Source organism: Geomesophilobacter sediminis (assembly GCF_016458275.1).
Taxonomy (GTDB): domain Bacteria; phylum Desulfobacterota; class Desulfuromonadia; order Geobacterales; family Geobacteraceae; genus Geomesophilobacter; species Geomesophilobacter sediminis.
Genome location: NZ_JAEMHM010000011.1, coordinates 1 through 26,410, shown reverse-complemented (window position 1 = coordinate 26,410; position 26,410 = coordinate 1). Strand labels below are relative to the sequence as shown.

Here is a 26,410-nt window from a genome sequence, read left to right as displayed (position 1 = left end):
CTGAATTTGAGAAGTTGCCTTTGTCCCTATGGCGCGGGGCTCCCCGCCCCGCCTAAAAAATTGGGATAGCTGAACCAGCTGCAACCAACCATACATAGTTTCACCCAAATCAAGTCGCTCTCGTCAGCGGTCGGGCCGAAAGGGCCCGGCCGCGCGGCGCGCTGCGAAGCGGCGGAAAATTGCCCTTAACGAGGAAGAGATGCCTAGTCAGAAAATTAGAATCCGTCTGAAAGCCTACGATCACAAGCTGCTCGACACCTCCGTCGGCGAGATCGTCGATACCGCGAAGCGGACCGGCGCCCGCGTGGCCGGCCCGATCCCGCTCCCCACCGTGATCAACAAGTACTGCGTACTCCGGGGACCGCACGTGGACAAAAAGTCGCGCGAGCAGTTCGAGATCAGGACCCACAAGCGACTGATCGACATCCTCGAGCCGACCCAGCAGACCGTGGACGCGCTGATGAAACTCGACCTCTCCGCCGGTGTGGACGTCGAGATCAAGCTTTAATACTTAAGGATAGGGAAGTCAGCCATGAATAAGGGATTGATTGGGAAAAAGCTGGGGATGACCCAGATATTTGCCGAGGACGGGCGTCGTATTCCCGTCACAGTGGTAGAGGCCGGCCCCTGTGTTGTGCTTCAGAAAAAGAGCGTCGAGAAGGACGGTTACACCGCCCTCCAGGTCGGCTTCGGCCCCAAAGACGCTGCCAAAACCACTTCCGCCCTGGTCGGCCACTGCAAGGCCGCCGGCGCCGGCGTCTTCACCTTCTACCGTGAACTCCGCATGGAGAACACCGACGCCTACAACGTGGGCGACGTCATCGAAGCTTCCGTCTTCGAGGCGGGCGACGTCGTCGACGTCACCGGCACCTCGATCGGCAAGGGCTTCCAGGGCGTCGTGAAGCGCTGGGGCTTCAAGGGCGGCCGTGCTTCCCACGGTTCCCGCTTCCACCGGGCACCCGGCTCCATCGGCTGCTCTGCAACCCCCTCCCGCGTCTTCAAGAACAAGAAGATGCCGGGTCACCTGGGGAACGAGAAAGTGACCGTTCAGGGGCTCAAGGTGGTGCGTGTTGATGCCGCCGATAACCTGATTCTTCTGGGTGGGGCAGTTCCCGGCTCCGCCAACGGTCTTGTTCTCCTCAAAGACAGCGTGAAGAGCAAGAAATAACCGAAGGGCTGGAGAAAGATATGGCTAAGTTAGACGTTTTCGACATCAAGAAAAGCAAGGTCGGCGAGATCGAGGTAGCCGACGCCGTCTTCAACGGCGACGTCCGCGAATACCTGATCCACGAGGCCGTTAAGATTCAGCTCGCCAACCGTCGGCAGGGGACCGTGGCCGTCAAGAACCGCGCCCTGGTTTCCGGCTCCGGCAAGAAACCCTTCAAGCAGAAGGGTACCGGCCAGGCCCGCCAGGGGTGCAAACGCGCTCCGCAGTACCCGGGCGGCGGCGTTGCCTTCGGACCCCGTCCGAAGACCTACAGTCTCGCCATGAACAAGAAGGCAAGAAGAGCGGCGCTTTGTTCCGCACTTTCCCTTCTCTTCAAGAACGAGAAAATCACTGTGCTCAACAGCTTTGAGCTTCCCGAGATCAAAACGAAGAACTTCGTGGCCGTCTTGGATGCGTTTAACCTTGACAAGACGCTCGTAATAACAGATACTGCGAATCTTGCGCTCGAGCTTTCGGCCCGCAATGTGAAGAATGTCAAGGTGACCGGTCCGGAAGGACTGAACATCTTCGACATCATGAAGTACCAGAGCGTCATTTTCACTGAAGCTGCCGTCCGCAGGGTCGAAGGAGTATTACAGTCATGAACATCTATGACGTCATAAAAAAGCCGCTCATCACCGAGAAGACTACGGTGGAGAAGGACGACAAGAACGTGATCTCGTTCGTGGTGAACGCCGCGGCTAACAAGATTGAGATCAAGACCGCCGTTGAGCAGCTCTTTGCCAATGCGCAGGTCGACTCGGTCCGCACCGTCAACGTTGCCGGCAAGTCCAAGCGCACCGTTCACGGGGTTGGCAAGCGTTCCAACTGGAAAAAGGCGTATGTGACCCTCAAAGAGGGAAGCAACGTCGACTTCTTCGAAGCTTAAAAAAAGACTGACGGGGTTTAAGAATAATGGCCATCAAAACGTACAAACCTACTTCTCCGGGGAGACGGGCCCAGACCTGCTCCGCTTTTGACGAGATTACCAAATCCAAGCCTGAGAAGAGCCTCCTCGAGTCCCTCAACAAGAGTGGCGGCAGGAACTCCAACGGGCGCGTGACTTCGAGAAACGTCGGCGGCGGGCACAAGCAGAAGTACCGGATCATCGACTTCCGTCGGGACAAGATCGACATCCCGGCCAAGGTCGTTGCCATCGAGTACGACCCGAACCGCTCCGCGCGCATCGCCCTTTTGTCCTACGTGGACGGCGAGAAGCGCTACATCCTGGCTCCGCTCAACCTCAAGGTTGGCGATACGGTCGTCTCCAGCGCCAGCGCCGACATCAAGCCGGGCAACACGCTGCCGATCCGGAACATCCCGCTGGGTACCATCATTCACAACATCGAGCTCAAGATCGGTAAGGGGGCTCAGCTGGCACGTTCCGCCGGGACCTTCGCCCAGCTCATGGCCAAGGAAGGGAAGTACGCCCAGGTGAAGCTTCCCTCCTCCGAGGTCCGCATGATCCTCATGGATTGCAAGGCGACCATCGGCCAGGTAGGCAACATCGATCACGAGAACGTTTCCATCGGCAAGGCGGGGCGCTCCCGCTGGCTGGGGATCCGTCCCCACGTCCGCGGCGTCGCCATGAACCCGGTCGACCACCCGCACGGTGGTGGTGAGGGCAGGACTTCCGGCGGTCGCCACCCGGTGACTCCGTGGGGTATCCCGACCAAGGGTTACAAGACGAGGACCAACAAGACCTCGACCCGCTTCATCGTCAAGAGACGCAGTAAATAATTCATCCGGACAGAGGATTTAAGAGATGGCAAGATCTATCAAGAAGGGACCTTTCGTTGACGCGCACCTTGAAGCGAAGGCTGCTGCCGAGCAGGCCGGTGCGAAAAAAGTGATCAAGACCTGGTCGCGCCGGTCGACGATCACCCCGGATTTCATCGGCCTCACCTTTGCGGTACACAACGGGAAGAAGTTCATCCCCGTGTTCGTGACTGAGAACATGGTCGGGCACAAGATGGGTGAGTTCTCCCCGACCCGTACCTTCCATGGTCACGCCGCTGACAAAAAGAGCAAGCTGAAGAAGAAGTAAGGTCCCAAAGGAGTAAGGAAATGGAATCAACCGCTAAATTGTCCTCTGTCCGTCTCTCCCCGCGCAAGACGCGTCTCGTGGTCGACATGGTCAGAGGTAAAGGGATTCAGACGGCGCTCAACACGCTCCGCTTTTCGCCGCAGCCTTCTGCCAAGCTGGTCGCCAAGCTGCTCAGCTCGGCGGTTGCCAACGCCGAGCAGAAAGGTGTCTCCGACGTGGACAACCTCTACGTCAAGACCATCTTCGTCGACGGCGGCGCCGTTTTGAAGCGTTTCGTGCCGCGCGCCATGGGGCGTGCCAGCAAAATCAGAAAACCGACAAGCCACATCACCGTGGTTCTTGCGGAAAAGAAATAAGCTAACCGGTTTGGAGGTGAGGTTTTGGGTCAGAAAGTTAATCCTATAGGGTTCAGGCTTGGAGTTATCAAGACCTGGGATTCCAAGTGGTACTCGGAGAAGGAGTACGCGAGCCTGCTTCATGAGGATCTGAAGCTTCGTGCCTTCCTCAAGAAGCGTCTCTACCACTCGGGCGTTTCCAAGATAGAAATCGAGCGTGCGGCGGGCAAGGCCAAGATCAACATCTACACCGCGCGTCCGGGGCTGATCATCGGTAAGAAAGGCTCCGAGGTCGAGACCCTGAAGAAGGAGCTGGCCAAGCTCACCGACAAAGAGGTCTACCTCAACATCCAGGAAGTGCGCAAGCCGGAGCTCGACGCGCAGCTGGTCGCGGAAAACGTGGCCCTGCAGCTGGAGCGCCGCATCGCCTTCCGCCGCGCGATGAAGAAGAGCGTGACCTCCACCCTCAAGTTCGGCGCCAAGGGGATCCGGATCACCTGCTCCGGGCGTCTGGGTGGTGCCGAGATGTCCCGTACCGAATGGTACCGCGAAGGGCGGGTGCCGCTGCACACCCTGCGTGCCGACATCGACTACGGCTTCGCCGAAGCCAAGACGACCTACGGCATCATCGGCGTCAAGGTGCTTCTCTTCAAGGGTGAAGTCCTCGCGACCAAAAAATAGAAACAGGAGTATTTTGCGATGTTAATGCCCAAGAGAGTTAAGCATAGAAAGCAGATGAAAGGGCGCATGACCGGGACGCCGCAGCGCGGGACCGCGCTTGCCTTCGGCGAATACGGTCTGCAGGCCACCGAGTGCGGCTGGATCGACTCCCGCCAGATCGAGGCCGCCCGTATCGCGATGACCCGTTACATCAAGAGGGGCGGCAAGATCTGGATCCGTATCTTCCCGGACAAGCCGCTCACCGCGAAGCCGGCCGAAACCCGTATGGGCAAGGGCAAAGGCTCGCCGGACAGCTGGGTCTGCGTCATCAAGCCGGGCCGCATGCTCTACGAAATGGAAGGGGTGACCGAGGAAGTGGCACGCGAGGCGTTCCGTCTTGCCGCTCACAAGCTTCCGCTGGCGACGAAATTCACCTCGAGGAAGGAAGACAATGAAGGCTAGAGAACTCAACAATGCGACCGCCGCCGAACTCGCGGCCAAGGACGCCGAGCTCAAAAAAGAGCTCTTCAACGTGCGCTTCCAGCTCCACACGGGGCGCCTGGAGAACACCGCGAAGCTGTCCCAGCTGCGCAAGGATATCGCCCGGGTGAAAACCATACTCCGCGAGAAGAGAGGGTAGAGAAGTCATGAGCGAAAGAGGCAACAGGAAAACCCAAACCGGTATCGTGGTGAGCGACAAGATGGACAAGACCGCCGTCGTCAAGGTGGACCGCCTGGTCAAGCACCCCGTTTACAATAAGTACATCAAGCGCAGCGCCAAGTACAAAGCGCACGACACGGAAAACGCCTGCAAGATCGGGGACCGCGTACTCATCGTCGAGTGTCGCCCCCTCTCCAAGGACAAGCGTTGGAAGGTCAGACAGATCATCGAGTCCAAAGCCTAAGTAACGGCTTTGCTGGGAGCTAACAATGATTCAGATGCAGACTATTTTGGATGTGGCCGACAACTCCGGAGCCAAGAAGCTCTTTTGCATCAAGGTGCTCGGGGGGTCCAAGCGCCGCTATGCGGGGATCGGGGACATCATCGTCGCCTCCGTCAAGGAAGCCATCCCGAACGCCAAGGTGAAAAAGGGTGACGTGGTGAAAGCCGTCGTGGTCCGCACCGCCAAGGCCGTCGGCCGTCCGGACGGTTCCTACATCCGCTTCGATAACAACTCCGGCGTCGTGATCAACAACGCTATGGAGCCGGTGGGTACCCGTATCTTCGGACCGGTCGCCAGGGAGCTGCGCGCCAAGAAGTTCATGAAGATCATCTCCCTCGCCCCCGAGGTACTTTAATACATTCTGGAGATAAGCCATGCTGGGCAAAAAGCTACATGTAAAGAAGAACGATACCGTAGTGGTCACCACCGGTAAGGACAAGTCCAAAAGCGGCAAGGTCCTTACCATCGTCCCGAAGAAGGACGGGGTGATTGTCGAGGGGATCAACATCGTGAAGCGTCATACCAAGGCGCGCGGTTCCGAGCAGGGGGGGATCCTGGAGAAGGAGGCGCCGGTGCACATCTCCAACGTGGCTCTCCTGTGCCCTAAATGCAACAAGCCGGTCAGGACCAAAACCACGGTGCTCGAAGACGGCAAGAAGGCGCGCTGCTGTGTTAAATGCGGCGAGTCCTTTGATAAATAGGAGGATTGGTTCATGGCACGGCTGAGCGAGCTTTACCATAAAGAAATAATTCCGCAGCTGATGAAGGAATACAGCTACAAGAACGTGATGGAAGTCCCCAAACTGGTCAAGGTGGTCATCAACATGGGCCTTGGGGAAGCGATCCAGAACGTCAAGATCCTCGACTCCGCGGCCGAGGAACTCGGTGCCATCGCCGGCCAGAAGCCGGTGATCACCAAGGCGAAGAAATCCATCGCGGGCTTCAAGCTGCGCCAGGGGATGCCGATCGGCTGCGCCGTGACGCTGCGCCGCGACCGGATGTTCGAGTTCCTCGACCGGCTGGTGAGCGTTTCCCTGCCGCGCGTGCGTGACTTCAAGGGGATCTCGGGCAAGGCCTTCGACGGCATGGGGAACTACTCCCTGGGCGTCAAGGAGCAGATCATCTTTCCGGAGATCGACTACGATAAGGTCGACAAGGTCAAGGGGCTCAACATCACCATCGTGACCACGGCCAAGACCGACGCCGAAGGCAAATCGCTCCTGAAGCTCATGGGGCTGCCGTTTCGCAACTAATCACCGTTTGGAGGAACACCCGTGGCAAAGACATCGATGATCATAAAGGCACAGAGAGGCAACAAGTTCAAGGTGCGCGACCGTAATCGCTGCCCCCTGTGCGGCCGCCCCAGAGCCTACTACCGGAAGTTCGACATGTGCCGTATCTGCCTGCGCAAGCTGGCCAACAGCGGCCAGATTCCGGGCGTGATCAAGTCCAGTTGGTAAACAGACCGATTTTGATTAAGGAGTTGTTTGTATGTGCATGACAGATCCCATAGCCGACATGCTTACCCGTATCCGGAATGCTGGCATGGCTAAACACCAGAAAGTGGATATTCCTTCCTCGAACATGAAGGTGAGCCTCGCCACCGTCCTGCGGGCCGAGGGGTTCATCAAGAACTTCAAGGTGATCCAGGACAACAAGCAGGGAATCCTGCGGGTCTACCTCAAGTTCATCGACGAGAAGGACCCGGTCATCAACGAGATCAAGCGGGTGAGCAAGCCCGGCGGCAGGGTCTACGTGAACGCCGACAAGATCAAGAAGGTGAAGAACGGGCTCGGGATCGCGGTGCTTTCCACCTCCAAGGGTCTGATCACCGACAAGACCGCCCGCGAGCTCAACATCGGCGGAGAGGTCCTCTGCACGGTCTGGTAGCCAAAAACGCTTTAAGGAGCTTCGCATGTCAAGAATCGGAAAACTCCCCATCGCGCTTCCCGCGGGGGTGAAGGTCATATACAACGCCCCGGAGATCCAGGTGCAGGGACCGAAAGGTTCCCTCTCCCGGAGCCTGACCGACGGCGTCAACGTCGAGGTCGCCGACGGCCAGGTCGTCGTCACCCGCGTGGATGATTCCATCAAATCCCGCTCCGCCCACGGATTGGTCCGTACCCTGATCAACAACATGGTGGTCGGGGTCTCGAAGGGGTTCGAGTCCCTGCTCGAGATCAACGGCGTCGGTTACCGCGCCGAGGTCAAGGGCGACGTACTCAACCTCGCCCTGGGCTACTCCCACCCGATCAACTTCCAGCTCCCCAAAGGGATCACCGTTGAGGTGGAGAAGATGACCAAGGTGAAGGTGATGGGGATCGACAAGGAGGTGGTCGGCCAGACCGCCGCCAAGATCCGCAGCTTCCGCGCCCCGGAGCCCTACAAAGGGAAGGGCGTCAAGTACGCGGACGAGACCATACTGAGAAAAGCCGGCAAGACCGGTAAAAAATAGCACGCAACGCTAAGGAGAAGTGCCGTGAGTTCTCTCGCACAGAAAAAGAAGGAATCCCGTCTGAAGCGTCAGACCCGGGTCCGGAAGAAGGTTACCGGTACGCCGGCCCGCCCCAGACTGAACGTCTTCAAAAGCGCGCGTCACATCTACGCGCAGCTGATCGACGACACGACCGGCGCCTGCCTGGTCGCTGCCTCGACCGTCCAGGACGGGGTAGCCTCTGAGCTTTCCTACACCGGGAACGTGGATGCGGCCGCTAAAGTAGGTGCCGCCATCGCCAAGAAGGCCCTCGAGAAGGAAATCAGCCAGGTCGTCTTCGACCGCAACGGTTTCCTTTATCACGGCAGGATCAAGGCGCTGGCCGAGGCCGCACGCGAAAACGGTCTGTCCTTCTAGGACAGGTAAGGAGGAATGCTTTGCTTAAGATAAATGCCAGTGAATTGAATCTTACGGACCGCGTCGTCCATATCAGCCGCGTTGCGAAGGTCGTCAAGGGCGGCCGCCGCTTCAGCTTCTCCGCGCTGGTCGTGGTCGGTGACGGCAACGGCTACGTAGGCTACGGCCTGGGCAAGGCCAACGAGGTTCCCGAGGCGATCCGCAAGGGGGTCGAGCAGGCGAAGAAGAACCTGATCAAGGTTCCCATCGTGGCCGGTCAGACCATCCCGTTCGACATCGAAGGGCGCTTCGGGGCCGGCAAGGTCCTCATGATGCCTGCATCCCCCGGTACCGGGGTGATCGCCGGCGGCGCCGCCCGCGCCGTCTTCGAGAGCGCAGGTCTCCACAACATCCTCGCCAAGTGCCTCGGGTCCAACAACCCGCACAACGTGGTGAAGGCTGCTTTCGCGGGCCTGGCCCGACTGAAGACCGCCGAGGAGCTCATGGCGCGTCGCGGTCTCGCCGAGCAGTAGGGAATACCCTTTAAGGAGCTTATGAAATGGCAGCAGAACTCAAGGTAACCCTGGTACGTAGCCACATCGGGCAACCGGAGAGCATGAAGGGTACGCTCCTCGGGCTGGGGCTCAAGAAGCGCGAGAAGAGCGTGGTGCTTCAGGACACCCCGGAGATCCGCGGGATGATCCGCAAAGTGGCCCACCTCGTCAAGGTCGAAGAGTAAAGAGCGAGGTTCAACGTTCTACGTTCAAAGTTCGGAGTTGGAAACCAAAGGCGATAACTCGGAACCGTGAACCCTGAACTTCGAACTGAATCTAAAGGTGAGATCATGCAATTAAATACTATTAAACCGGCAGCCGGTTCGACGAAAAACAGGAAGCGCATCGGGCGGGGCACGGGCTCCGGCCACGGCAAGACCGCAACCAAAGGCCACAAGGGCCAGAAGGCCCGCTCCGGCGGCTCGGTCAAGCCCGGGTTCGAGGGCGGCCAGATGCCGATGCACAGAAGGCTTCCCAAGCGCGGCTTCACCCCGCTCACCAAGAAAGAGTACGCCCTGGTCAACATCGGGCAGCTCGACGCCTTCGAGGCGGGGAGCGTGGTCGATATCGATGCGCTCATCAAGGGCGGCTTCATCTCCGGCGTCAAAGACGGCGTGAAGGTCCTCGCCGACGGTGAGCTCACCAAGGCGCTTACCATCAAGGCCCACAAGTTCAGCGCTACCGCACGCGAAAAAATCCAGGCTGCAGGTGGTTCTGTCGAGGAGATCTAGTTTTGATAGAAGCCTTCCAGAACATTTTCAAGATTCCCGAGCTTAAAAAGAAAGTCCTTTTCTCTCTTGGCATGCTGGCGGTCTACCGGGTTGGGTGTCACATCCCGACCCCCGGGATCGACGCACAGGCCCTGGCCCACTTCTTCAAGGCGGCCCAGGGGACCCTGCTCGGGATGTTCGACATGTTCTCCGGTGGGGCTTTGGAAAAGCTGACCGTCTTCGCCCTCGGCATCATGCCGTACATCTCCTCCTCCATCATCTTCCAGCTCCTCCAGGTCGTCGTTCCGTCGGTGGAGAAGCTGGCCAAGGAAGGGGAGGCGGGGCGCAAGAAGATCATCCAGTACACCCGCTACGGGACGGTCGTCCTCTCCGTGGTCCAGGCCTTCGGCATCTCGATCGGCCTGGAAGCGATGCGCGGACCGGCCGGCGAGCTGGTCGTTCCCAATCCGGGATGGGGCTTCCGGCTCCTCACCGTGATGACCCTGACCGCCGGCACCGCCTTCATCATGTGGCTCGGCGAGCAGATGTCCGAGAAGGGGATCGGCAACGGCATCTCGCTGATCATCTTCGCCGGCATCGTGGCCCGGATCCCGACCGCGCTGATGAACTCGGCGCGGCTCATCAAGACCGGGGAGCTTTCCATCTTCGTCCTGCTCATCGTCGCGCTGGTCATGTTCGCGGTGATCGCGGCGGTCGTCTTCATGGAGCGCGGCCAGCGCCGCATCCCGATCCACTACGCCAAGCGGGTGGTGGGGCTGAAGACCTTCGGGGCGCAGAGCTCGCACCTGCCGCTCAAGGTGAACATGGCCGGGGTCATCCCGCCGATCTTCGCTTCTTCGATCATCATGTTCCCGGCCACCGTCGGCAACTTCATCAACGTCCCCTGGGTACAGCGGGCCTCGAAGAGCCTGACCCCCGGGAACTGGCTTTACGAAGTTTTTTATGTTGTCTTCATCGTATTTTTCTGCTATTTCTATACGGCTGTGACTTTCAACCCGATCGATGTCGCGGATAACGTAAAGAAACAGGGCGGTTACATTCCCGGGGTCCGTCCCGGCAAGGAAACCTCCGACTTCCTCGACTCGGTACTTACCAAGCTTACGTTTGCCGGCGCCATCTACATCTCGGCGGTCTGCGTCCTCCCTTCGATCCTGATCGGGAAGTTCAACCTCCCCTTCTACTTCGGCGGCACGGCGCTGCTCATCGCGGTAGGGGTTGGCATGGATACCTTGGCGCAGATCGAGGCGCACCTCATCACCCGCAGCTACGAAGGGTTCATGAAGGGCGTCCGGATCCAGGGCCGGAAATAGAGGCGACTTCATGAATCTGATTCTCCTGGGCCCTCCGGGGGTTGGCAAAGGCACGCAGGCAAAACTGCTAATCGAGAAGTTCGGGATCCCGCAGATATCCACCGGCGATATACTGCGGGCTGCCGTTAAAGAGCAGACCCCGATGGGGGTCGAGGCCAAACGTTACATGGATTCCGGCGCCCTGGTTCCGGATTCCGTCGTGATCGGTATCGTGGAGGAGCGGCTCGCCCAGGCGGACTGCGCTCCCGGCTTCATCCTGGATGGCTTTCCCCGCACCGTGGCCCAGGCCGACGCCCTGAAAGGGGTGCTCGCCGGCCTCAAGCGCGGCATCGACCACGTGATCTCCCTGTCGGTCGACTCCCAGGAGCTTCTCACCAGGCTTACCGGGCGGCGCGCCTGTGCTAAATGCGGCGCGGTCTACCACGTGAAGTTCGCTCCGGCCAAACTGGAAGGGATCTGCGACGCCTGCGGCGGCGCTCTTTTCCAGCGTGAAGACGACAAGGAAGAGACGATCATGAAGCGGCTCACGGTCTACGAAGAGCAGACCGCCCCGCTGATCTCCTACTACCGCGACGCCAGCCTGCTCCGCAGCGTAAACGGGCTCGGCACCGTCGACGGGGTCCAGGCGGAGATCCTGGCCCAGATTCAGGGTTAGCGGTGATCGTCCTCAAGTCACCGGCCGAGATCGACAAGATGCGTCTTCCCGGCAGGATGGTCGCCGAGATCCTCGCCGGGCTGCAAGAGATAGTCAAACCGGGGGTGTCGCTCATCGAACTGGACCAGTTCGCCGAGCGCGAGACCCGGAAGCGAAAGGCAGTTCCGGCGTTCAAGGGGTACAGCGGGTACCCCTATTCGCTTTGTTGCTCGGTCAACGAGCAGGTGGTACACGGAATGCCGTCCGAGCGCGTGCTCGTCACGGGCGACATTGTGAGCCTCGACTACGGGGTCATCTACGGCGGCTTTTACGGCGACGCCGCGGTGACACTGCCGGTCGGGAAGATCTCCGAAACCGCCACGCGGCTTTTGGCGGCGACCCGCGAATCCCTCGATGCTGCAATTGCGGCGGCGATCGTCGGAAACAGACTTTCCGACATCTCGCACGCGGTCCAGTCCTACGTCGAGGCCCGCGGTTTTTCCGTTGTCCGCGATTTCGTGGGCCATGGCATCGGGAAGGAGCTCCACGAGGGGCCGCAGATCCCGAACTTCGGCGCTCCCGGCAAGGGCCCCAAGCTCCGCGCCGGCATGGTGCTCGCCATCGAGCCGATGATCAACGAGAAGGGCTTCGACGTGCGGGTGCTCAAGGACGGCTGGACCGCCGTCACCTGCGACGGAGGGCTCTCCGCCCATTTCGAGCATACGGTAGCCGTCACCGAGCGGGGACCGCAGATACTGACGACACTTTAAAAGTGCAATTGTCTTTTTAAGGGGAAGGAAAACTATGAAGGTTCGGGCATCGGTTAAGAAAATCTGCGTCAAATGCAAGATTGTAAAGCGTAAGGGCATCGTGCGTGTTATTTGCGAGATTCCCAAGCATTCCCAGAGACAGGGCTAAGAGTAATCCATAGGAGGAGCGGGCATTGGCACGTATCGCAGGGGTAGACCTACCCAAAAATAAGAGAATCGAGATCGCGCTGACCTACATTTACGGGATCGGCAGATCGTTGTCCCAGGAGATCCTCGCGGCAACCGGTATTGACACGAATACCCGCTGCGACAACCTCACCGAGGCTGAGGTTTCCAAGATCAGGGACTATATCGACAAGAACGTCAAGGTGGAAGGCGACCTGCGCCGTGACATCTCGATGAGCATCAAGCGGCTCATGGACCTCGGGTGCTACCGTGGCCTGCGTCACCGCAAAGGTCTCCCCGTCCGCGGACAGAGAACCAAGACCAATGCTCGCACTCGGAAGGGACCGGCTCGTACTGTCGCCGGCAAGAAGAAATAGGAAACTGGAGGGATAATGGCGAGCCCGGCTAAGAAGGTCGTTAAGAAGAAGAAAGAGAAAAAGAACATTCCCAACGGCGTGGCCCACATTCAGGCGACGTTCAACAATACCATGATCACCATCACCGACCCGGTCGGTAACGTGGTCGCCTGGTGCACCTCCGGCGCCAAGGGCTTCAAGGGGTCGCGTAAGAGCACTCCGTTTGCTGCCCAGGTTGCCGCGGAAGATGCCGCTCGCAAGGCTCAGGAGCACGGCATGCGCTCCCTGGAAGTCTATGTGAAGGGCCCCGGTTCCGGCCGTGAGAGCGCGCTGCGCGCCCTGCAGGCTGCCGGCTTCCAGGTGAGCTTCATCCGCGACGTAACCCCGATTCCGCACAACGGGTGCCGTCCGCCGAAGAGAAGAAGGGTCTAAGGTAACGAAATCCCTGGCCGCCGCAGGCGGCCAGGTAAGGATAGGATCAAGGAGGTCATCAATTGGCTAGGTATTCAGGGCCTGTATGCAGGCTGTGCAGAAGGGAAGGGGCTGAGCTGTTTCTTAAGGGCGAGCGCTGCTTCACCGATAAATGTGCCATTAAGAGACGGAGCTATCCCCCGGGGCAGCACGGTCAGGGCCGCGTAAAAGTTTCCGACTACGGCGTTCAGCTGCGCGAAAAGCAGAAGGTCCGCCGCATCTACGGGATCCTCGAAAAACAGTTCCGTGGCTACTTCGAAACCGCTGACCGGATGAAGGGCGTCACCGGCGAAAACCTTCTATTCCTCCTGGAGAGAAGGCTCGACAACGTCGTCTACCGTCTCGGCTTCGCTACTTCCCGCACCGAGGCGCGCCAGCTGGTGCGTCACGGCCACTTCACCCTCAACGGCCGCAAGGTGAACATTCCGTCCATCCAGGTCAAGCCGGGCGAGGTGCTGCAGCTGCGCGAGAAGAGCCGCAAAATCACCGCGATCAACGAATCCCTCGAAGCTGTCGTCCGCCGGGGTATCCCGCAGTGGCTTGAGCTGGACAAAGACGCCGCCAAGGGGACGATGAAGATGCTTCCGGTCCGCGAAGACATCACCATGCCGATCCAGGAGCAGCTCATCGTCGAACTCTACTCCAAGTAAAGGGCGCACAACACCTGTACAGGGGGATCTAAATGTATAAAAACTGGCGCGACCTGATTAGACCGAAGAAACTTCAGGTTGAAACAGAGACGCTTACGAATACATACGGAAAATTCTTCGCGGAGCCTTTTGAGCGCGGCTTCGGTACCACCCTCGGTACCGGCCTGCGTCGGGTTCTCATCTCCTCGCTCCAGGGGGCGGCTATCGTCTCCGTCCGGGCCAAGGGGGTGCTGCACGAGTTCTCCGCGGTTCCCGGTGTCACCGAGGACATGACCGACATCATCCTGAACCTGAAAGGGGTCCGGCTCAAGCTGCACGGTAACGAGCCGCGGATGATCCGGATCGTGCAGAAGGGGGAAGGGGTCGTCAAGGCGAAGGACATCCTTACCGACCAGAACGTCGAGATCCTCAACCCTGAGCACCACATCGCGACCTGCTCCAAGGACGCGAACCTTGAGATGGACATGATGGTGAAGCTCGGCAAAGGGTACGTCCCGGCCGACCGCAACCGCGACGAGAAAGCCCCGGTCGGGACCATTCCGATCGACGCAATCTTCTCCCCCATCCACAAGGTGAACTTCACCGTCACCAACGCCCGCGTCGGGCAGATCACCGACTACGACCGCCTCACCATCGAGGTCTGGTCCGACGGTTCGGTCAAGCCCCAGGACGCCGTGGCTTACGCATCCAAGATCCTCAAGGATCAGCTCAATATCTTCATCAACTTTGACGAGGATGTGGAGCCCCAGGAGGAGGCCGAGCCGGAAGAGGAGCGCGAGCGGTTCAACGAGAACCTCTACCGTTCGGTCGACGAACTCGAGCTGTCGGTCCGTTCCGCCAACTGCCTCAAGAACGCCGGCATCAAGCTGATCGGCGAACTGGTCTCCCGGACCGAAGCCGAGATGCTCAAGACCCAGAACTTCGGCCGCAAGTCCCTGAACGAGATCAAGGACATCCTGGTCGACATGGGGCTTACCCTGGGCATGAAGCTCGAGAACTTCCCGGATCCGGAGATCATGCGCCGGCTGCGGGGCGAGCAGAAGGAAGAGTAGTACCATTACTCATTTACACTAGAAAGGAAGTGAAAAGATATGCGTCACGGAAACGCGGGTAGAAGATTAGGAAGGACCACGAGCCACAGGATCGCCATGTTCAGGAACATGGTTACCTCCTTTCTGGAGCACGGTCGCATTACCACCACCGATGCCAAAGCGAAGGAACTCCGTTCCATCGCGGAAAAGATGATCACCCTGGGTAAGAAGGGCGATCTGCACGCCACTCGTCAGGCGGCCGCCTACATCCGCGACAAGAAGGTCGTGACCAAGCTTTTCACGACCATCGCGCCGAAGTATGCTGACCGTCCCGGCGGCTACACCCGGATCATCAAGCTCGGCATCCGCCCGGGCGACACCGCTCCGGTTTCCATCATCGAACTGGTGGAAGAAGAGATGAAGCCGAAGAAGGCTGCTGCCAAGCCGGCGAAAAAAGCCGTCAAAGCTGCACCGGCCGCACCGGCTGCTCCTGAGCCGGTTGTCGTCGAAGCCGCTCCGGCCGCCGAAGCGGCACCGGTCGAAGCACCGGCTGAGGAAAAAACCGAGGAGTAATCCCCGGCACATAGCAGAAATGGAAAAAGGCACGGGCAACCGTGCCTTTTTTTGCGTATCTGCCCAAGATATCCGTCACCTGCAAAAAAGCGGCTCCTGGTCGGCGCCGTCGCCGGTAACGTCCCCTTTCCTTGAAGCAGAGGGGCAGGGTGGGGATGGGTGCCACAGCCTCGCCCCGCCCCCCGACCCCGGATCCCCGACCCCCAGAAATTCTTTACACAAAATCTTCCTCTCTGTTACTATGACGGCCCCATGAAGATAAAGCGTCTCGAAATCCTCGGCTTCAAATCCTTCCAGGACAAGGTCTCCCTCGAATTCAACCAGGCCATCACCTCCATCGTCGGTCCCAACGGCTGCGGCAAGTCCAACGTCGTGGATGCCATCCGCTGGGTGATGGGGGAGCAGTCCGCCAAGAACCTGCGCGGCAAGGCGATGGAAGACATCATCTTCAACGGCACCGAGTACCGGAAGCCGCTGGGGATGGCCGAGGTCTCCCTGGTCTTCTCCACCGAGGACGGACGCGTTCCCGCCAAATACCTCAACTTCACCGAAATCCAGGTAACCCGCCGCCTCTACCGGGACGGCGAGAGCGACTACCTCATCAACAAGATCCCGTGCCGCCTGCTCGACGTCGCCGAACTGTTCATGGACACCGGTATCGGCGCCCGCGCCTACTCGATCATCGAGCAGGGGAAGATCGGGATGATCCTCCATGCCAAGCCGGAGGAACGCCGCTTCCTCATCGAAGAGGCGGCCGGGGTCACCAAGTTCAAGGCGCGCAAGGTCGTAGCTCTCAAGAAGATCGAGTCGACCCGGCAGAATCTCTTGCGCATCGGGGACATCGTCACCGAAATCAAGCGCCAGATGAACGGTCTGCAGCGCCAGGCAAAAAGGGCGGAGCGGTTTCGCGAGGTGCGCCAGGAGCTGCGTGAGATCGAACTTGGCTTTGCCGCGAAAGGGCACCGCAAGCTCCAGGAAGAGCGGAAAACCCTGGAGCAGGAGGTCGCGAAGCACCAGGAGGCTTTCGCCGCGCTGAGCGCGTCCCTTTCCTCCGCCGAGATGGAGATCGAAAAGCGGAAGTTCCTCCTGGCCGAAACCGAGCGGCAGCTTGCCGCGGCTCAGGAAGAGATCTTTCGTCTCAAAGGTGAGCTCCAGGGCGGCGAGAACCGCCTTGAGTTCCAGCGCCGGGAGCTCGCCAACCTGGAGAAACAGGGGGAGCGGTTTCGCGAGGAACTCGAAGGACTCAAGAGTCAGCTCGCTGCGGCGCAGGCCGAGTTGGTTGCCCTGTCCGACCAGGAGCGCTCCCTGCAGACGGACCTGGCCCGGGAAGCCGAAGAGCTGGAGAACCGCGAGGCGCTCCTGGAGGAAATGACCCTCGCCGAGAGCTCGGTAACCCGGGAACTCGACGAGGCGCGGCGCGCCGTTTTCACGGCCATTTCCGAGTCGACCCAGGCCGGAAACCAGATCGTCGCCGGTGAAAAGCGCCTGGCCGGCCTCTCCGACCGGATCGCCGCAAACCAGCGTGAGCGCGTCCTTCTCGGTGAACGACTCGCGGAGGCGTCGGACCATGCGAGCCAGCTGACCGGCGAACTGGACACCCTCAACCGCCGCAAGACGGAATCCGAAGAAGAGCTCCTGCTGCTGAACTCCCGCGAGGTCGAGCTGCGCAAGGCCCAGGAAGCCTGCGAGAAGGAGCTCGCTCACAAGCGCGAAGAGCTTTCCGGCCTCAGCTCCCGGCTCAAATCCCTGAAGGAGTTGGAAGAGCAGCTTGCCGGCTACGGGCAGGGGGTTCGCAGCGTCCTTTTGGCCGACCGTTTCAAGGGGATTCCCTTTACGCTTCTCGCCGATGCCATAGAGGTGGAGGAGGCCTACGAAGTGCCGGTCGAATCCGTTCTGGGCGAGCGTCTCCAGTACCTTTTGTGCACTTCCAGCAACCATGCCCTCGATGCGTTGAACCACTTGAAGGGAAATGGCGGCCGGGCCAGCTTTGTCACCGCCCCTCCGGTCCACTTTGGCGCCCCGGCGGCGGCACCGCAGTGCGAGCCGCTGCTGGCCAAGGTAAAGGTGAAACGCGATCTTGCCCCCTATATCGAGCCGCTTTTGGCCGGCGCCTACCTCGCCGCCGATCTCCAGGACGCCCTGAAAAAAGGGGAGAGCTATCCGGGTTGTTGCTTTGTCACTCCCGATGGCGATACCGTCCATGCCGGCGGCATCCTGAACGGCGGCTCGCCGGAAGCGGCGGGCCCGGGCATCATCCATAAAAAGCGCGAGATCCGGGAACTGACCACCAGGGTCACGGAGCTTGGCGAGGAAGTCGAAGCGTTGGCCGCCGCGCGTGAAAAGCGGCGCGAGGAGATCAAGGAGGTCGAGGCCGAGCGGGGGGAACTGCGCCAGGCTCTGCACCGGCTGGAAATCCAGATCGTGAACACCGGCAAGGACCGGCAAAGCCGTCTGGCTGAGCAGGCGCGGCTCGAAGAGAACGCCTCGATCCGCGAGATGGAGGAAGACCAGCTCACCGAGGAGCGCGAGTCGGTAACCAAGGAACTCGCCGAGGTCGCAGCTCGGAAGGCTGCCGCCGAGGAGCGCAAGGTCCAGCTCGAACAGAACGTGGAGGCCTTGATGCAGCGCCTCCAAGGTTCCCGGTTCGAGATCGAGGAAGCCCGCGAGCTGGTCACTTCCCTCAAGGTGCGCGTCGCCGCGCTGAAAGAGAAGGGGGAATCGGTCCAGCGCGGCCGCAAGCGCGTGGAGGGGCTTACCGCCGACTTGACCGCGCGCATCACCACCCGTTCCAAGGATCTCGAGGGGGCCGGCGGTGAGCGGGGGCGCCTGGAAAAGGCGATTCAGGAAGGGGAGTCCGCCATCGCCGCCACGCTCAAGAATCTCGAGAAAGCGGAGCAGGCGCTGGTAGCGGTGCGCGAGCGGTTCGAGGCCGATTCCACCGCGCTGCGCGAAGAAGAAACCAGGCTCAAAGGCGGCAACAGCGAAGCCATTGCCTTGCGCGACGGCATCAATGCCGGACAGCTGCGCCTCTCCGAGCTGGCCATGCAGGTAAGCCACCTGGAAGAGACCCTGTCCGAGAAGTACCGCATGCAGGTGGGCGAAGTCCTGGATCGTTACGGCCGCCAGGAGTGGGACGAGACCGAGCGGGGGAGCCGCCGGGCCGAGCTGCAGAAGGTGATCGACGAGATGGGGGAAGTAAACCTCATGGCGATCGACGAGTTCAAGGCGATGGAGGAGCGTTACGATTTCCTTTCCGCCCAGAAGGTCGATCTGGAAGAGTCGATGAACTCCCTGCAGAAGGCGATCCAGAAGATCAACCGCACCACGCGCAAGCGCTTCCTGGAGACCTTCCAACTGGTCAACGAGAAATTCCAGCAGATCTTCCCGCGCCTTTTCTGCGGCGGTCACGCCGAGCTCCGGCTGACCGACGAGGAAGACCTCCTTACCACGGGACTGGAGATCGTGGTCCAGCCCCCGGGCAAGAAGCTCCAGAACGTCTCCCTGCTTTCCGGTGGCGAGAAGGCGCTCACCGCGGTGGCGCTGATCTTCTCCATCTTCCTGATCAAGCCGTCGCCGTTTTGCCTGCTCGACGAGGTGGACGCGCCGCTCGACGATGCTAACATCGGGAGATTCAACGAAATGGTGCGGGAGATGAGTGCCAACTCGCAGTTCATCATCATCACCCACAACCGTTCCACGATGGCCGTCGCCGACACCCTCTACGGCGTGACCATGGAAGAGCCCGGCGTGTCCAAGCTGGTCTCGGTCCGCCTGAACTGCTGAGGGCCGATCACCCCATGCCAAGGCAGGGTGGGCTCCCCCTAGGCCCACCATCAAAGCCTGCGTGGGCAGAGCGTGCCTTCCCGGCAGCTTAAAAATCCTCCCTCCCCGTCCGGAGGGGCGAATGTCATCCACCAAGGAGATCTCGACTCATGGCTGAGGAAAACAATAAAGGCTTTTTCAAAGGACTCTTCAGAAAACTCGGTTTCCAGGAGACCTCGCCGGAAGAGGAGCGCCCGCAGCCGCCCGCGAGCCAGGAGATCCCTCCCGAGACCGGGCTTCCCGGCGCGGTCGTTCCCTCCCATCCCGAAGAGACCGCCGCTCCCAGCGGCGCCGAGTCGGTTGTTTTGAGCGAGGAGATCCCCGTCGCCCGGCCGGCATCGGTCACCCCGCCCCCGCTGGCCGCACCGGCGATCGAGCCCCCCGCGGCGGAACTCCCCGCCGTCGAGCCCCCCCGGGGGCTCGAGATGCCGGCCGACAAACCCACCGAAGGGAAGCTCAGCTTCTTCGAGCGCCTCAAGCGCGGTCTGAGCAAGACGCACGAGACCATCATCGGCCGGGTGGATACGCTGCTCCTCGGCAAAAAACAGATCGACGCCGACACCCTCGACGAGCTGGAGGAGATCCTGATCACCTCCGATATCGGGGTGAAGACCACCGTCGACCTGATCCGCACCCTGGAGCAGCGGTTGAAAAGAAACGAGCTCCAGGACGGCGAGGCGGTAAAGCGCGCCCTGAAAGAGGAAATCCTGCAGCGGCTCCTCGCCCAGCACTCCAGACTCGACGTCTCCGGCAAAAATCCCTTCGTGATCCTGGTGATCGGGGTCAACGGGGTAGGTAAGACCACCACCATCGGTAAACTTGCCGCCAAGTACCGCGCCGAAGGGAAGAAGGTTCTTCTCGCTGCGGGCGATACCTTCCGCGCCGCAGCTGCCGAACAGCTCGAGCTTTGGGCCAACCGGGTCGGGGCCGAGATCGTCCGTCACAAGGAAGGAGCCGACCCTTCCGCGGTTGTCTTCGATGCCTGCAAAGCCGCCCTGGCCCGTTCCTCCGACGTCCTCATCATCGATACCGCCGGACGTATGCATACCAAGGTCAACCTGATGGAGGAGATGAAGAAGATCCGCCGCGTCCTGACCCGGGAAATCCCCGAGGCGCCGCACGAGACGCTGCTGGTTCTCGACGCCGCTACCGGCCAGAATGCCCTCTCCCAGGCGCAGCTTTTCAAGGAGGCGGCCCAGGTTTCCGGCGTCGTTCTCACCAAGCTCGACGGCTCGGCTAAGGGTGGAATCGTGGTTGCGGTGAGCCATGAGTACACCCTCCCGATTCGCTTCATCGGCGTCGGCGAGACCGTGGAGGATCTCCGGGAGTTCGATCCCGCCCAGTTCGTCGATGCGCTGTTCGAGTAACGCCCGGCGCAAAACCCTTATCGATACAGGATATTCCTTGACTTTTCCTTACGATTTTCATATCCTCGGCGAGGAAAAAGGTGCCCAATGAGCGTTGATTCTTTCGACGAACTGGAAGGTCGTGTCGTCGCTCTTCTCGAGGCTTTAAGCCAGCTGAAGGGGGAGAATGACCTTTTGAGGGAAGAAAACCGACGGCTGAAGGAAGAGAAAAAGGGTGTCCGCACCCGAATCGATTCCATTCTTAGCAAGCTGGAAGGGGTCTGACCCGTTGGTCACACATACCATCAAGGTGCTGGGGCGAGAGCTCCAGGTAAAAAGTGACGCCACCCCGGAAGAGGTCGCCGAGGTGGAAGCCCTGGTGAATTCCACCCTGGACGAGGCGGGTATCGCCCTGTCCGGCGCGGACACCCAGCTGGTGGTCATTCTCGCCATGATGAACCTCGCGGAGGCTTGCCTCAAGGCTCGCAACCAGGTCGAGGAGCAGCAGCGCACCCTGCACTCACGTATCCAGACGCTGCTGTCGCGGATCGAAGTAGCCGCACCATAGGTTTTCCCAGGTCTCTTGCGAGAGATTGTTCTATATAGCGCATTGGAAGTAGCGGTAGTTTTGTCAGACTCATCCGGGAAGGCGTCCTTTGCCTCACCCGTGTCGATAGGTAGCCTGAAGGGGCCGATCACCGGCAACCCTGAGGTGTAGGGCTGCATTAACATAAGTTCAAGGCGCTTCATTTGAACGCGGCCCATCCTACGATTCCTGTCAACGCTCTGCCTCGGTAGTTCCAGTCCGCACCCATCTCTCCTCGAGTACCTGCCGTTTTGGACCTTTGCGTCCGTCTCCTCGCTATGCCGTAGCACGGAAAGCTGCACCGTATGCCCAAAACGATCCTGAGAAGCAAGACCCTCGCAACGCGCAAGGGGCTTGCCGCCGAGCAGGTCGATGCGATGAGCCTGAGTATCCAGGAGCGCTTCTTGGCGTTGCCTGAGTTTCAGACGGCCCGGTCCATTGCCCTTTACTCGCCGATCCACAACGAGGTCGAGACCGTGCTCGTCGCACGGCAGGCGTTGGATCTGGGGAAGCGGGTCTGTTTCCCGGCTGCCGTCGGGGAACATCTGAGCTTTCGCGAGGTCCGGGATCTCTCCGAGTTGCATCCGGGGCGTTTCGGGATCCTGGAGCCGCAAGGGGCGTCCCTTGATCCTACCTTTTTCGACCTGATCGTCGTGCCGGGGATCTGTTTCGACAGCTACGGCCGGCGCATCGGATACGGGAAAGGCTTTTACGACAAAGCCCTCCACCGGATGGAGGGGGCCGGGAGGCTGGTGGCGTTTTGCTACGGCTTTCAGCTTCTGTCGGAGATTCTCGGCGAGCCGCACGATGTGGTGATGGATTTGATCATCACGGAAGAACGGGTGGTTCGTGTTCATAACAATATAGGGGGTACGCAACTGTGAGATTTGAACTTGTGATCATACTGGTGCTTGTGGCTTGCGGCATCGGATATGTGATCGGCAACCTGCTCCGCAAAAGGCTTTCCGACTCTCTCGTCGCCAATGCTGAAGGTCTTGCCGCAAAGATGATTGAAGATGCCAAGCGCCAGACCGAGGTCATGGCGATGGAGGCCGCAGTTCAGGCCAAAGACGCGGTATATCAGGCCAAGGAGGAATTCGAGCGCGAGACGATGGAAAAGCGCCGCGATCTCCAGGCGATGGAGAAGAGGCTCCAGCAGAAGGAAGAAAACCTCGACAAGAAGGCGAGCCTGTTCGACCAGCGCGACGCCGAGTTCCTGAAACGGGAAAGCGGGCTCGCCAGCCGCGAGCAGGGAATCAGCTCACGCGAGCAGGCGATCGGCCAGAAGGAAGAGAAGGTCGACGCGCTCATCGTCGAGCAGCGCGAGCGCCTGGAGCACATCTCCGGGATGACCTCCGCCGAGGCGAAAAAGGTCCTCATGGATACCATGGAGGACGAGGCGAAACTCGACGCCGCCAAGCGCATCAAGGCGATGGAGGAAGAGGCCCGGGAAACCGCGGACAAGAAGTCCAAGGAGATCCTGGCGCTGGCCATGCAGCGGTACGCCGGCGAGTACGTCGCCGAGCGGAGCGTCTCGGTGGTTGCGCTCCCCTCCGACGAGATGAAAGGGCGCATCATCGGCCGCGAAGGTCGTAATATCCGCGCGCTGGAAGCCGCCACCGGCATCGACCTCATCATCGACGACACTCCGGAGGCGGTCATCCTCTCCGGCTTCAATCCGGTCCGGCGCGAAGTCGCGAAGCTTTCGCTGCAGAAACTCATCGCCGACGGCCGTATCCACCCGGGGCGCATCGAAGAGGTGGTCGCCAAATCCCAGGAGGAAATCGAGCAGGCGATGAAGGAGGCCGGCGACCAGGCCGCCTTCGACCTCGGCGTGCACGGCATCCACCCGGAGATCCTCAAGCTGATCGGCCGGCTCAAGTACCGCACCTCCTACAGCCAGAACGTCTACCAGCACTCGCTGGAAGTCGCGTTTCTCTGCGGCATCATGGCGGCGGAGCTCGGGCTCAACGTCAAGCAGGCCAAGCGTGCCGGTCTCTTGCACGACCTGGGCAAGGCGGTCGACCACGAGATCGAAGGTTCCCACGCGGTCATCGGCGCCGACATCGCCAAGAAGTACGGCGAGTCCCCCAAGATCATTCACGCCATCATGGCCCACCACGAGGACGAGAAGCCCTCGACGGTGCTCGCGGTCCTGGTCCAGGCGGCCGACGCCCTGTCCGGCGCCCGTCCCGGTGCCCGCCGCGAGATGATGGAGACCTACGTCAAGCGCCTCGACGACCTGGAGCGGATCGCCACCTCGTTCGACGGCGTCCAGACCTCCTTCGCCATCCAGGCCGGCCGCGAGATCCGCGTCATGGTGTCGAGCGAACTGGTCTCCGACGACCGCGCCGTCTTCCTGGCCAAAGACATCGCCAAGAAGATCGAAACCGAGATGACCTATCCCGGGCAGATCAAGGTCAACGTGATCAGGGAAACCAGGGCAACCGAATATGCCCGTTAAGCTGCTGTTTATCGGCGACATCATCGGCAAGCCGGGGCGCGAGGCGCTCTCCCGCGAACTGCACCGCATCGTGGACCGGCACTATGTCGACCTGGTGATCGCCAACGGGGAAAATGCCGCCGGCGGTTTCGGCCTCACCGCCGAAACCGCCCAGGACCTCTTCAAGTGCGGGGTCCAGATGCTCACTTCCGGGAACCACATCTGGGACAAGAAAGAAGCGCTCGAGTATGTAAAACGTGAGGCTCGCTTGGTCCGCCCGGCGAACTACCCGGAAGGGACCCCGGGCAAGGGGAGCGCCATCGTCAGCACTCCCGGCGGGGTGAAAGTGGGCATCCTCAATCTCGAAGGACGGGTCTTCATGAACAACCTCGATGACCCGTTCCGCTGCGCCGACAAGGAGATCGAGAAGCTCAAGGAAGAGACGCCGATCATCTTCGTGGACTTCCACGCCGAGGCGACCTCGGAAAAGATGGCGATGGGGTGGTATCTCGACGGGAGGGTCTCGGCGGTGGTCGGCACGCACACCCACGTCCAGACCGCCGACGAGCGGATTCTCAACCAGGGGACCGCGTATATCACCGACGCCGGCATGACCGGCGCCTTCGATTCCATCATCGGGATGAAAAAGGAAGAGGCGATGGAGCGTTTCATCACCCAGCGCCCGTCCAAGTTCGAGGTGGCCAAGAAGGACATCCGCATCAACGCCGTGGTGATCGGGGTCGACGAGACTACCGGCCGCGCCGTAACGATCGAGCGGATCAACCTCGCCTGCGGCTAGCAGGATAACCGCCGCACGAGCGCTAACCAATCAGAAAATGCCCCGCACCCGACGATGAAGGCTTAAGTCATGTCCCCTCTCCTTCAAGGAGAGGAACAGGGTGAGGATGGGGTCCCGACGCCTTTTGGCTCGGCGGACCCCGAAGAAAATGTCCATAGAATCGGAGGGTGTAGTCATGACTGTTGCTGAGCAGCTGGAGATCATCAAGCGGGGCGCCGTCGAGATCCTGGTGGAAAAGGAACTCGTCGAAAAGCTCGAGAAGTCGGCCAAGACCGGCGTGCCGCTCAAGATAAAGGCGGGCTTCGATCCCACCGCGCCCGACCTGCATGTCGGTCACACCGTGCTGCTTCAGAAGATGCGCCAGTTCCAGAAGCTCGGCCACGAGGTCTACTTCCTCATCGGCGACTTCACCGGGATGATCGGCGACCCCACCGGCAAGTCCGAGACCAGAAAAGCGCTCACCCGCGAGGACGTTTTGAAAAACGCGGAGACTTACAAAGAGCAGGTCTTCAAGATCCTCGATCCCAACCTCACCAAGGTCGTCTTCAACTCCGACTGGCTGGGCAAGCTCACCGCCTCCGACATGATCGGCCTCGCCGCGAAGTACACGGTGGCCCGGATGCTGGAGCGCGACGACTTCAGCAAGCGCTTCAACACGCAGATGCCGATCAGCATCCACGAGTTCATGTACCCGCTGGTTCAGGGGTATGACTCGGTTGCCCTGAAGGCGGACGTGGAACTGGGGGGGACCGATCAGAAATTCAACCTGCTGGTCGGCCGCGAACTGCAGCGCGAGTGGGGGCAGACCCCGCAGACGGTCATCACCATGCCGCTTCTGGAAGGTCTGGACGGCGTTAACAAGATGAGCAAGTCGCTCGGGAACTACATCGGGATCAACGAGCCGGCCGATGAGATCTATGGGAAGGTGATGTCGATCTCCGACGAGCTCATGCTCCGTTACTACGAACTGCTGAGCGATCTCACCACGGCGGAGTTCGATCAGCTCAAAGCCGAACTCAAATCCGGCGCGGTGCACCCGATGGCAGCGAAAAAACAGCTCGCCCGCGAGCTGGTTTCCCGGTACCACGGGCCGACGGCGGCGGAACTTGCCGACGAGAATTTCATCAAGCGTTTCCGTGACAACCAGACCCCGGACGAGATGCCCGAAGTTACGCTGGTCCCGGAAGGGGTGAAGGTGCTCCTTTGCAAAGTGCTGGCGGAAGCCGGCCTGGTCAAATCGAACAGTGAAGGACGTCGTTCGATCCAGGGGGGCGGCGTCAAGGTGAACGGCGAGAAGATATCCGACGAGAACCAGGAGATTGCCTGCACCGGTGAATACGTGATTCAGGTAGGCAAGCGTCGCTTCGCCAAGGTCCGATTTGCGTAAACCGGGTTGCCGAGGACCTCATTTCCGCAGAAGGCGCGTGCCTGAGGTGTAGGGACGGCATTCCGGCCGCGAGATCGGTGCGCATCGGGGAAGGAAGATCCGGATGGCGCCGGTGAGATCCGTGCTTCACCTGAAGGTGTCCGTTGCGCGCGGAGTCCTCCCTTTACTCAATCGATCGGTACGCACCTTTCAAAAAAAGATGCCCGTGTTCGTTCCAACGACACGGGCATTTCTGTTGGATGCGTTCTTTGCATGGCAGCGCGTACCGCCGCTTTCATCTGAAGGCATCCATCTTTGATGTGGAGATGGTCATCACCAGATCAAACACGGCCATGTTTTACTCAATGATGGCCCTCTTTTACTCACCGATACTCAATTCTGAACAAAGCGGTGCACCTGTTGGGCAAAAACTACGGGGGCAACGCGGCCGAGCAGGGCATCATTCGCGCTACTGCCCCCATCCTTATTCCACTGGTCGGTATGTTTTCACAAAAGATGAGCATCGTCAGCGGAAACACGCGAATTCCCGGTTAGGGGATGGGTTTCTTTGGGCCAATGATGACCATCATTGAGTAGATCAAGGCCATGTTTTACTCAAACCTTGCCTTAACTGAGTAAGCAATGGCCTTCGTCGGACCAGCCAGGGCTATCATCAGCGCAGCCCTAGGACTGGTCGTTTGGTGATAAGGGCGTGTAAAGGATTTTGTGTAAATGCCCCATCGGCTACATAACGGGCATTCTTCCCTCGTAAATGATTGA

At 60.2% G+C, this 26,410-nt stretch carries 38 protein-coding genes; all 38 read left to right on the top strand.

Annotated features, from left to right (window positions below; translation table 11 throughout):
• The first annotated feature begins 199 nt into the window (after positions 1–199).
• The 38 genes from rpsJ (at position 200) to tyrS (ending at position 25,651) form a co-directional block, all read left to right on the top strand.
• The gene (rpsJ, locus tag JFN93_RS14140) at positions 200–508 is read left to right on the top strand and encodes a 30S ribosomal protein S10 (RefSeq protein ID WP_012529365.1); all 309 of its coding nucleotides are present in this window, start codon (positions 200–202) and stop codon (positions 506–508) included.
• Positions 509–532: 24 nt separating this feature from the next.
• Positions 533–1,168 (top strand): 50S ribosomal protein L3, encoded by a 636-nt coding sequence (gene rplC / locus JFN93_RS14135; RefSeq protein ID WP_199384749.1) that lies wholly within the window; start codon positions 533–535, stop codon positions 1,166–1,168.
• A gap of 20 nt (positions 1,169–1,188) precedes the next feature.
• Positions 1,189–1,812 (top strand): 50S ribosomal protein L4, encoded by a 624-nt coding sequence (rplD, locus tag JFN93_RS14130; protein WP_199384748.1) that lies wholly within the window; start codon positions 1,189–1,191, stop codon positions 1,810–1,812.
• On the top strand, positions 1,809–2,096 hold the full coding sequence (locus JFN93_RS14125) for a 50S ribosomal protein L23 (protein ID WP_199384747.1): 288 nt from the start codon (positions 1,809–1,811) through the stop codon (positions 2,094–2,096). The genes rplD and JFN93_RS14125 overlap by 4 nt, the downstream gene beginning before the upstream one ends.
• Before the next feature lie 26 nt (positions 2,097–2,122).
• On the top strand, positions 2,123–2,947 hold the full coding sequence (gene rplB, locus JFN93_RS14120) for a 50S ribosomal protein L2 (protein WP_199384746.1): 825 nt from the start codon (positions 2,123–2,125) through the stop codon (positions 2,945–2,947).
• Between the two features lie 25 nt (positions 2,948–2,972).
• A complete protein-coding gene (gene rpsS, locus JFN93_RS14115) occupies positions 2,973–3,254 on the top strand; it encodes a 30S ribosomal protein S19 (RefSeq protein WP_199384745.1) in 282 nt (93 codons plus the stop codon).
• Between the two features lie 20 nt (positions 3,255–3,274).
• Positions 3,275–3,610 (top strand): 50S ribosomal protein L22, encoded by a 336-nt coding sequence (gene rplV, locus JFN93_RS14110; protein WP_199384744.1) that lies wholly within the window; start codon positions 3,275–3,277, stop codon positions 3,608–3,610.
• 24 nt (positions 3,611–3,634) lie between these two features.
• Positions 3,635–4,270, top strand: a complete 636-nt coding sequence (rpsC, locus tag JFN93_RS14105; RefSeq protein ID WP_199384743.1) for a 30S ribosomal protein S3 — start codon at positions 3,635–3,637, stop codon at positions 4,268–4,270.
• Positions 4,271–4,288: 18 nt separating this feature from the next.
• A complete protein-coding gene (gene rplP, locus JFN93_RS14100) occupies positions 4,289–4,711 on the top strand; it encodes a 50S ribosomal protein L16 (protein WP_199384742.1) in 423 nt (140 codons plus the stop codon).
• Positions 4,701–4,889, top strand: coding sequence for a 50S ribosomal protein L29 (gene rpmC / locus JFN93_RS14095; RefSeq protein WP_199384741.1), 189 nt, complete (start codon positions 4,701–4,703; stop codon positions 4,887–4,889). The genes rplP and rpmC overlap by 11 nt, the downstream gene beginning before the upstream one ends.
• Before the next feature lie 7 nt (positions 4,890–4,896).
• Positions 4,897–5,154, top strand: a complete 258-nt coding sequence (gene rpsQ / locus JFN93_RS14090; protein ID WP_199384740.1) for a 30S ribosomal protein S17 — start codon at positions 4,897–4,899, stop codon at positions 5,152–5,154.
• Positions 5,155–5,179: 25 nt separating this feature from the next.
• Positions 5,180–5,548, top strand: coding sequence for a 50S ribosomal protein L14 (gene rplN, locus JFN93_RS14085; protein ID WP_199384739.1), 369 nt, complete (start codon positions 5,180–5,182; stop codon positions 5,546–5,548).
• Positions 5,549–5,567: 19 nt separating this feature from the next.
• On the top strand, positions 5,568–5,894 hold the full coding sequence (rplX, locus tag JFN93_RS14080) for a 50S ribosomal protein L24 (RefSeq protein WP_199384738.1): 327 nt from the start codon (positions 5,568–5,570) through the stop codon (positions 5,892–5,894).
• A 12-nt stretch (positions 5,895–5,906) separates the two neighbouring features.
• Positions 5,907–6,446 carry a 50S ribosomal protein L5 gene (gene rplE, locus JFN93_RS14075; RefSeq protein WP_199384737.1) on the top strand — a complete coding sequence of 180 codons (540 nt, stop codon included), beginning with the start codon at positions 5,907–5,909 and terminating at the stop codon, positions 6,444–6,446.
• 21 nt (positions 6,447–6,467) lie between these two features.
• Positions 6,468–6,653, top strand: a complete 186-nt coding sequence (locus tag JFN93_RS14070; RefSeq protein ID WP_199384736.1) for a type Z 30S ribosomal protein S14 — start codon at positions 6,468–6,470, stop codon at positions 6,651–6,653.
• A 31-nt stretch (positions 6,654–6,684) separates the two neighbouring features.
• Positions 6,685–7,083 (top strand): 30S ribosomal protein S8, encoded by a 399-nt coding sequence (rpsH, locus tag JFN93_RS14065; protein ID WP_199384735.1) that lies wholly within the window; start codon positions 6,685–6,687, stop codon positions 7,081–7,083.
• 25 nt (positions 7,084–7,108) lie between these two features.
• Positions 7,109–7,648, top strand: coding sequence for a 50S ribosomal protein L6 (rplF, locus tag JFN93_RS14060; protein ID WP_199384734.1), 540 nt, complete (start codon positions 7,109–7,111; stop codon positions 7,646–7,648).
• Positions 7,649–7,672: 24 nt separating this feature from the next.
• Positions 7,673–8,044 carry a 50S ribosomal protein L18 gene (rplR, locus tag JFN93_RS14055; protein WP_199384733.1) on the top strand — a complete coding sequence of 124 codons (372 nt, stop codon included), beginning with the start codon at positions 7,673–7,675 and terminating at the stop codon, positions 8,042–8,044.
• A 20-nt stretch (positions 8,045–8,064) separates the two neighbouring features.
• Positions 8,065–8,556, top strand: a complete 492-nt coding sequence (rpsE, locus tag JFN93_RS14050) for a 30S ribosomal protein S5 (RefSeq protein ID WP_199384732.1) — start codon at positions 8,065–8,067, stop codon at positions 8,554–8,556.
• Between the two features lie 26 nt (positions 8,557–8,582).
• Positions 8,583–8,762, top strand: coding sequence for a 50S ribosomal protein L30 (gene rpmD, locus JFN93_RS14045; protein WP_199384731.1), 180 nt, complete (start codon positions 8,583–8,585; stop codon positions 8,760–8,762).
• 105 nt (positions 8,763–8,867) lie between these two features.
• Positions 8,868–9,308: a 50S ribosomal protein L15 gene (gene rplO / locus JFN93_RS14040; protein WP_199384730.1), complete on the top strand. Its 441-nt coding sequence runs from the start codon at positions 8,868–8,870 to the stop codon at positions 9,306–9,308.
• Between the two features lie 2 nt (positions 9,309–9,310).
• Positions 9,311–10,618, top strand: coding sequence for a preprotein translocase subunit SecY (gene secY / locus JFN93_RS14035; protein ID WP_199384729.1), 1,308 nt, complete (start codon positions 9,311–9,313; stop codon positions 10,616–10,618).
• A gap of 10 nt (positions 10,619–10,628) precedes the next feature.
• Positions 10,629–11,273, top strand: a complete 645-nt coding sequence (locus JFN93_RS14030) for an adenylate kinase (protein WP_199384728.1) — start codon at positions 10,629–10,631, stop codon at positions 11,271–11,273.
• 2 nt (positions 11,274–11,275) lie between these two features.
• A complete protein-coding gene (gene map / locus JFN93_RS14025) occupies positions 11,276–12,022 on the top strand; it encodes a type I methionyl aminopeptidase (protein WP_199384727.1) in 747 nt (248 codons plus the stop codon).
• Positions 12,023–12,056: 34 nt separating this feature from the next.
• The gene (gene rpmJ, locus JFN93_RS14020; protein ID WP_085815223.1) at positions 12,057–12,170 is read left to right on the top strand and encodes a 50S ribosomal protein L36; all 114 of its coding nucleotides are present in this window, start codon (positions 12,057–12,059) and stop codon (positions 12,168–12,170) included.
• 25 nt (positions 12,171–12,195) lie between these two features.
• Positions 12,196–12,564, top strand: coding sequence for a 30S ribosomal protein S13 (gene rpsM, locus JFN93_RS14015; RefSeq protein WP_199384726.1), 369 nt, complete (start codon positions 12,196–12,198; stop codon positions 12,562–12,564).
• Positions 12,565–12,579: 15 nt separating this feature from the next.
• A complete protein-coding gene (gene rpsK, locus JFN93_RS14010; RefSeq protein WP_199384725.1) occupies positions 12,580–12,975 on the top strand; it encodes a 30S ribosomal protein S11 in 396 nt (131 codons plus the stop codon).
• Between the two features lie 62 nt (positions 12,976–13,037).
• Positions 13,038–13,664, top strand: coding sequence for a 30S ribosomal protein S4 (gene rpsD / locus JFN93_RS14005; RefSeq protein WP_199384724.1), 627 nt, complete (start codon positions 13,038–13,040; stop codon positions 13,662–13,664).
• Between the two features lie 32 nt (positions 13,665–13,696).
• Complete coding sequence (locus JFN93_RS14000) at positions 13,697–14,716, top strand: DNA-directed RNA polymerase subunit alpha (RefSeq protein ID WP_199384723.1); 1,020 nt, start codon at positions 13,697–13,699, stop codon at positions 14,714–14,716.
• Between the two features lie 39 nt (positions 14,717–14,755).
• Positions 14,756–15,268 (top strand): 50S ribosomal protein L17, encoded by a 513-nt coding sequence (gene rplQ / locus JFN93_RS13995; RefSeq protein WP_199384722.1) that lies wholly within the window; start codon positions 14,756–14,758, stop codon positions 15,266–15,268.
• 252 nt (positions 15,269–15,520) lie between these two features.
• Positions 15,521–19,051, top strand: a complete 3,531-nt coding sequence (smc, locus tag JFN93_RS13990; protein ID WP_199384721.1) for a chromosome segregation protein SMC — start codon at positions 15,521–15,523, stop codon at positions 19,049–19,051.
• Positions 19,052–19,200: 149 nt separating this feature from the next.
• Entirely contained in the window at positions 19,201–20,457 is a 1,257-nt protein-coding gene (gene ftsY / locus JFN93_RS13985) for a signal recognition particle-docking protein FtsY (protein WP_199384720.1), read from the top strand.
• A gap of 87 nt (positions 20,458–20,544) precedes the next feature.
• Positions 20,545–20,721, top strand: a complete 177-nt coding sequence (zapB, locus tag JFN93_RS13980) for a cell division protein ZapB (protein ID WP_199384719.1) — start codon at positions 20,545–20,547, stop codon at positions 20,719–20,721.
• Positions 20,722–20,725: 4 nt separating this feature from the next.
• A complete protein-coding gene (locus JFN93_RS13975) occupies positions 20,726–21,004 on the top strand; it encodes a cell division protein ZapA (protein WP_199384718.1) in 279 nt (92 codons plus the stop codon).
• A 323-nt stretch (positions 21,005–21,327) separates the two neighbouring features.
• Positions 21,328–21,906 (top strand): 5-formyltetrahydrofolate cyclo-ligase, encoded by a 579-nt coding sequence (locus tag JFN93_RS13970; protein WP_199384717.1) that lies wholly within the window; start codon positions 21,328–21,330, stop codon positions 21,904–21,906.
• On the top strand, positions 21,903–23,486 hold the full coding sequence (gene rny, locus JFN93_RS13965; RefSeq protein WP_199384716.1) for a ribonuclease Y: 1,584 nt from the start codon (positions 21,903–21,905) through the stop codon (positions 23,484–23,486). The genes JFN93_RS13970 and rny overlap by 4 nt, the downstream gene beginning before the upstream one ends.
• On the top strand, positions 23,476–24,264 hold the full coding sequence (locus tag JFN93_RS13960; RefSeq protein ID WP_199384715.1) for a TIGR00282 family metallophosphoesterase: 789 nt from the start codon (positions 23,476–23,478) through the stop codon (positions 24,262–24,264). Before rny ends, JFN93_RS13960 begins: the two co-directional genes overlap by 11 nt.
• A 175-nt stretch (positions 24,265–24,439) precedes the next feature.
• Positions 24,440–25,651 carry a tyrosine--tRNA ligase gene (gene tyrS / locus JFN93_RS13955; RefSeq protein ID WP_199384714.1) on the top strand — a complete coding sequence of 404 codons (1,212 nt, stop codon included), beginning with the start codon at positions 24,440–24,442 and terminating at the stop codon, positions 25,649–25,651.
• The last annotated feature ends 759 nt before the right edge of the window (positions 25,652–26,410 follow it).

Coding starts and splice junctions, on each gene's coding strand:
- rpsS (WP_199384745.1), top strand. CDS start 2,973: ATGGCAAGATCTATCAAGAAGGGACCTTTCGTTGACGCGCACCTTGAA.
- rplE (WP_199384737.1), top strand. CDS start 5,907: ATGGCACGGCTGAGCGAGCTTTACCATAAAGAAATAATTCCGCAGCTG.
- rplV (WP_199384744.1), top strand. CDS start 3,275: ATGGAATCAACCGCTAAATTGTCCTCTGTCCGTCTCTCCCCGCGCAAG.
- rpsQ (WP_199384740.1), top strand. CDS start 4,897: ATGAGCGAAAGAGGCAACAGGAAAACCCAAACCGGTATCGTGGTGAGC.
- smc (WP_199384721.1), top strand. CDS start 15,521: ATGAAGATAAAGCGTCTCGAAATCCTCGGCTTCAAATCCTTCCAGGAC.
- JFN93_RS14000 (WP_199384723.1), top strand. CDS start 13,697: ATGTATAAAAACTGGCGCGACCTGATTAGACCGAAGAAACTTCAGGTT.
- rplO (WP_199384730.1), top strand. CDS start 8,868: ATGCAATTAAATACTATTAAACCGGCAGCCGGTTCGACGAAAAACAGG.
- JFN93_RS14030 (WP_199384728.1), top strand. CDS start 10,629: ATGAATCTGATTCTCCTGGGCCCTCCGGGGGTTGGCAAAGGCACGCAG.
- rpsJ (WP_012529365.1), top strand. CDS start 200: ATGCCTAGTCAGAAAATTAGAATCCGTCTGAAAGCCTACGATCACAAG.
- rplN (WP_199384739.1), top strand. CDS start 5,180: ATGATTCAGATGCAGACTATTTTGGATGTGGCCGACAACTCCGGAGCC.
- rplB (WP_199384746.1), top strand. CDS start 2,123: ATGGCCATCAAAACGTACAAACCTACTTCTCCGGGGAGACGGGCCCAG.
- rpsH (WP_199384735.1), top strand. CDS start 6,685: ATGTGCATGACAGATCCCATAGCCGACATGCTTACCCGTATCCGGAAT.
- rpsK (WP_199384725.1), top strand. CDS start 12,580: ATGGCGAGCCCGGCTAAGAAGGTCGTTAAGAAGAAGAAAGAGAAAAAG.
- rplP (WP_199384742.1), top strand. CDS start 4,289: ATGTTAATGCCCAAGAGAGTTAAGCATAGAAAGCAGATGAAAGGGCGC.
- tyrS (WP_199384714.1), top strand. CDS start 24,440: ATGACTGTTGCTGAGCAGCTGGAGATCATCAAGCGGGGCGCCGTCGAG.
- rpmC (WP_199384741.1), top strand. CDS start 4,701: ATGAAGGCTAGAGAACTCAACAATGCGACCGCCGCCGAACTCGCGGCC.
- rplQ (WP_199384722.1), top strand. CDS start 14,756: ATGCGTCACGGAAACGCGGGTAGAAGATTAGGAAGGACCACGAGCCAC.
- JFN93_RS13970 (WP_199384717.1), top strand. CDS start 21,328: ATGCCCAAAACGATCCTGAGAAGCAAGACCCTCGCAACGCGCAAGGGG.
- zapB (WP_199384719.1), top strand. CDS start 20,545: ATGAGCGTTGATTCTTTCGACGAACTGGAAGGTCGTGTCGTCGCTCTT.
- rplX (WP_199384738.1), top strand. CDS start 5,568: ATGCTGGGCAAAAAGCTACATGTAAAGAAGAACGATACCGTAGTGGTC.
- rpmJ (WP_085815223.1), top strand. CDS start 12,057: ATGAAGGTTCGGGCATCGGTTAAGAAAATCTGCGTCAAATGCAAGATT.
- JFN93_RS14125 (WP_199384747.1), top strand. CDS start 1,809: ATGAACATCTATGACGTCATAAAAAAGCCGCTCATCACCGAGAAGACT.
- rpmD (WP_199384731.1), top strand. CDS start 8,583: ATGGCAGCAGAACTCAAGGTAACCCTGGTACGTAGCCACATCGGGCAA.
- JFN93_RS13960 (WP_199384715.1), top strand. CDS start 23,476: ATGCCCGTTAAGCTGCTGTTTATCGGCGACATCATCGGCAAGCCGGGG.
- rplC (WP_199384749.1), top strand. CDS start 533: ATGAATAAGGGATTGATTGGGAAAAAGCTGGGGATGACCCAGATATTT.
- rplF (WP_199384734.1), top strand. CDS start 7,109: ATGTCAAGAATCGGAAAACTCCCCATCGCGCTTCCCGCGGGGGTGAAG.
- ftsY (WP_199384720.1), top strand. CDS start 19,201: ATGGCTGAGGAAAACAATAAAGGCTTTTTCAAAGGACTCTTCAGAAAA.
- rplD (WP_199384748.1), top strand. CDS start 1,189: ATGGCTAAGTTAGACGTTTTCGACATCAAGAAAAGCAAGGTCGGCGAG.